General features: G+C 47.6%; 4 protein-coding genes. All 4 read left to right on the forward strand.

What is annotated here, in order from left to right; genetic code table 11:
- Positions 1–120: 120 nt before the first annotated feature.
- From V7D78_RS14705 to V7D78_RS14720, 4 genes are read left to right on the forward strand one after another with little or no spacing between them, the layout of a single operon-like run.
- Positions 121–414 carry an FHA domain-containing protein gene (locus tag V7D78_RS14705; RefSeq protein WP_333609212.1) on the forward strand — a complete coding sequence of 98 codons (294 nt, stop codon included), beginning with the start codon at positions 121–123 and terminating at the stop codon, positions 412–414.
- Positions 411–1220 (forward strand): MotA/TolQ/ExbB proton channel family protein, encoded by an 810-nt coding sequence (locus V7D78_RS14710; RefSeq protein ID WP_333609213.1) that lies wholly within the window; start codon positions 411–413, stop codon positions 1218–1220. The genes V7D78_RS14705 and V7D78_RS14710 overlap by 4 nt, the downstream gene beginning before the upstream one ends.
- 17 nt (positions 1221–1237) lie before the next feature.
- The gene (locus V7D78_RS14715) at positions 1238–1924 is read left to right on the forward strand and encodes a hypothetical protein (protein WP_333609214.1); all 687 of its coding nucleotides are present in this window, start codon (positions 1238–1240) and stop codon (positions 1922–1924) included.
- On the forward strand, positions 1924–2688 hold the full coding sequence (locus tag V7D78_RS14720; protein ID WP_333609215.1) for a PP2C family protein-serine/threonine phosphatase: 765 nt from the start codon (positions 1924–1926) through the stop codon (positions 2686–2688). Before V7D78_RS14715 ends, V7D78_RS14720 begins: the two co-directional genes overlap by 1 nt.
- The last annotated feature ends 33 nt before the right edge of the window (positions 2689–2721 follow it).

A 2721-nucleotide genomic window follows, 5' to 3' on the forward strand; every position in this document is an offset into this window, starting at 1 on the left:
GTTATTAGCTTTTCATTGTTGGTGTTGAGGTGTTATTTTCTCCCAGCTAAATTTACACTACCCATTTGTAACCATACTCGCTAATATACATTTGTTAACACTTTAATCTGGCACATCATTATGCAGGGAGTCATCATCAGGGTAGGTCGTTGCAGTCAGAGTAATGATGTGGTGTTAGAGGACGCCAGCGTATCACGTCAACATTTGCGCTTAACTGTAACCAACCTGCAAAACGTGCAGCTTGAAGATTGCCAATCCAGCTTTGGTTCGTTTTATTGGGATGGTAATCAATGGCTGCGTTTTCATCAGGCGCAGCTGACAGCTAATGATTATATTTATATTGGGGCAACAAAATTGCGTTTAATGGAAGTGATCATTGCCTATCAGATTAACAGACGGAGACGGAGTGCATGACCCATCTGGAGAAAGAAGAAGCCTATTACCGGGTGATAGTGTTATTAACCGCAGCCTTTACTGCTATTGTCATTATTGTTCTTGCTTCCATGTTTACGGCACCGCAAGCCACTAATATGACAGAACTGCGGGCTGCGGATATTCTATTTGACAGAAGTGCCCCTGTTTATCCTTTTACTATTCAAAACCTGATGTGGTTATTGTTTTTTCTGTGTGCAGGTGAAATTTGGGTGCGTTGGCACAGGGCTAGTCAGGAGTTAGCGCAATTATCACGTGGTTTAATGAGCGATGATGATACAGCACTGTACCGTTCAAAAGATTTAGTGCCAGTATATCAGGCTATTAATGCTGATCGCGCTGGCAGCCAGTTTTACTTACAGCGTCTTATCAAACGCATCATTATGCAGTTTCAAATCACCCGCAGCACCGATCAGGCCAACAATTTAATGAACTCTTCTTTGGAGTTGATGCAGCACGAGGTTGATCTTAAATATACCATGGCCCGATATTTAGTCTGGCTAATCCCGACATTGGGTTTTATAGGTACCGTAGTGGGTATTGCGCTGGCACTGTCCAGTGCTGGTGATATGCCCGATATTAGCGATTCTGTTGCTATTAAAGCATGGGTGGCATTGATCACCATTAAACTGGGTGTCGCTTTTAACACCACGCTGCTGGCATTAATGATGTCGGCATTGCTGGTCTTTGGGATGAACCTGGCACAGGGTCGTGAAGAAAAAGCACTCAATCAGGTTGGCCAGTATTGCCTGGACCGGCTTGTTAACCGCCTTATTGCAGCGGATTAAACACGGAGAAATAGATTATGAGTTTTCGACTAGGGCCTGATGGTAAACCAGTTGAAGTGGAATCAAGCTTTGCTTCAGCGAAAAACAAGGCATCTGATGCGGCAACTGGCCCAGCTGCGGGTGCTGAGCGCACCCAACCACCAGCGGTAGATTTATTTAACCATATCGCAGCGGGCGAGCAGGCAAAAGCTATGCGTCCTGGCGCTATGGCGGTGACACCCGAACCGCCAACCCGGCCTGTCAATGCCGCTCAACCGCAATTTGCGGCAGCCGCGCCGGTGCAACAAGCCGCGGCAGCCGCGTCCGATGTGGCGGCTGAGCCAAAAACCTCGATCAATTTTGGCAGTGCCGGTGATGCGGCTGCCAGTTTTGTCTGTGGCTGGTTCGTCGTTGTTGACGGCCCTGGCAAAGGAAAAAGTCTGAATGTCTGTGCGGGGCAAAGTGCGATTTCCCGCTCGCTAACTGAGCGGATAGTGCTGAATTTCGGCGATACCTCTATTACCTCAAAACAACAATTATTAGTGATTTTTGATGATGAAAACCGCGAGTTTATTGTCGCGCCGGGCAATGGTTCCAGCCTTAATCGTCTAAATGGACAGATAATAGCAGGGCAAATGTTATTAAAAAGTGGTGATATCCTCAAGGTGGGAGCAACAACGCTGCGTTTTGTCGCGTTTTGTGATGCCAGCTTTAGTTGGCAATAATGATGTTGCAGTTATCTATCGGCTGGTCACAAACGGTTGGTCAACGGGATTACCAACAAGACGCTGTCACCAAAATGATCTGGCCCAGCGGTTTTGCGCTGGCGTTGCTGTCTGATGGCATGGGCGGGGCTGTGCATGGTGAGGTGGCCAGCCAGGAGATTTTACGTGGCTTTAGTGATGCTTTTTGCGCCAGCGAAGAGCAACACATGGACATGCGCTTACAAGATTGCTTAATGGCGGCCAATCAACATCTGGCCGAGTATATTGCACAGTACCCACAATGCCAGGGGATGGGCGGAACGCTGGTGGCAACCGCCTTTACCGGTGAACATCTGCATTGGCTCAGTGTAGGCGACAGCCCGTTGTGGCTGGTACGCGATGCCAGGTTGATTCGGCTTAATCAGGATCATTCCAAAAAAGCAGAATTGCTACAAATGGTCGCCGCAGGTTTGATGGACGAAGCCGACATCGCCGTTCATCCTCAGCGCAATCAGTTAACGTCTGCGGTCATGGGTGTCGCTATTGATTTCATTGATGTGGATGCCATTAGCTTGTTACACGATGACATCATTATTCTGGCCAGTGATGGCGTTGAAACGATGCCCGAAACAGAGCTGGCCTCTTTGTGCCATCGCTTGCGTGCTGCCGATTTACAACTGTTGGCTGAACATATTATTGGTTACGTTCAGAGCCTGCAAAAGCCGTATCAGGATAATGCCACTGTGATGGTATTAAAATTTACTCAAATGACATCAGAACAATAAAAAGGAGCAATGGCATGGCTTTAAAAACCTTAA

Origin of the sequence: Arsukibacterium sp. (assembly GCF_036735525.1) — a bacterium.
GTDB lineage: Bacteria > Pseudomonadota > Gammaproteobacteria > Enterobacterales > Alteromonadaceae > Alishewanella.

What these genes read in the sequence shown, in the direction of transcription:
- V7D78_RS14705 (WP_333609212.1), top strand. Translation starts at nt 121, where the DNA reads ATGCAGGGAGTCATCATCAGGGTAGGTCGTTGCAGTCAGAGTAATGAT.
- V7D78_RS14710 (WP_333609213.1), top strand. Translation starts at nt 411, where the DNA reads ATGACCCATCTGGAGAAAGAAGAAGCCTATTACCGGGTGATAGTGTTA.
- V7D78_RS14715 (WP_333609214.1), top strand. Translation starts at nt 1,238, where the DNA reads ATGAGTTTTCGACTAGGGCCTGATGGTAAACCAGTTGAAGTGGAATCA.
- V7D78_RS14720 (WP_333609215.1), top strand. Translation starts at nt 1,924, where the DNA reads ATGATGTTGCAGTTATCTATCGGCTGGTCACAAACGGTTGGTCAACGG.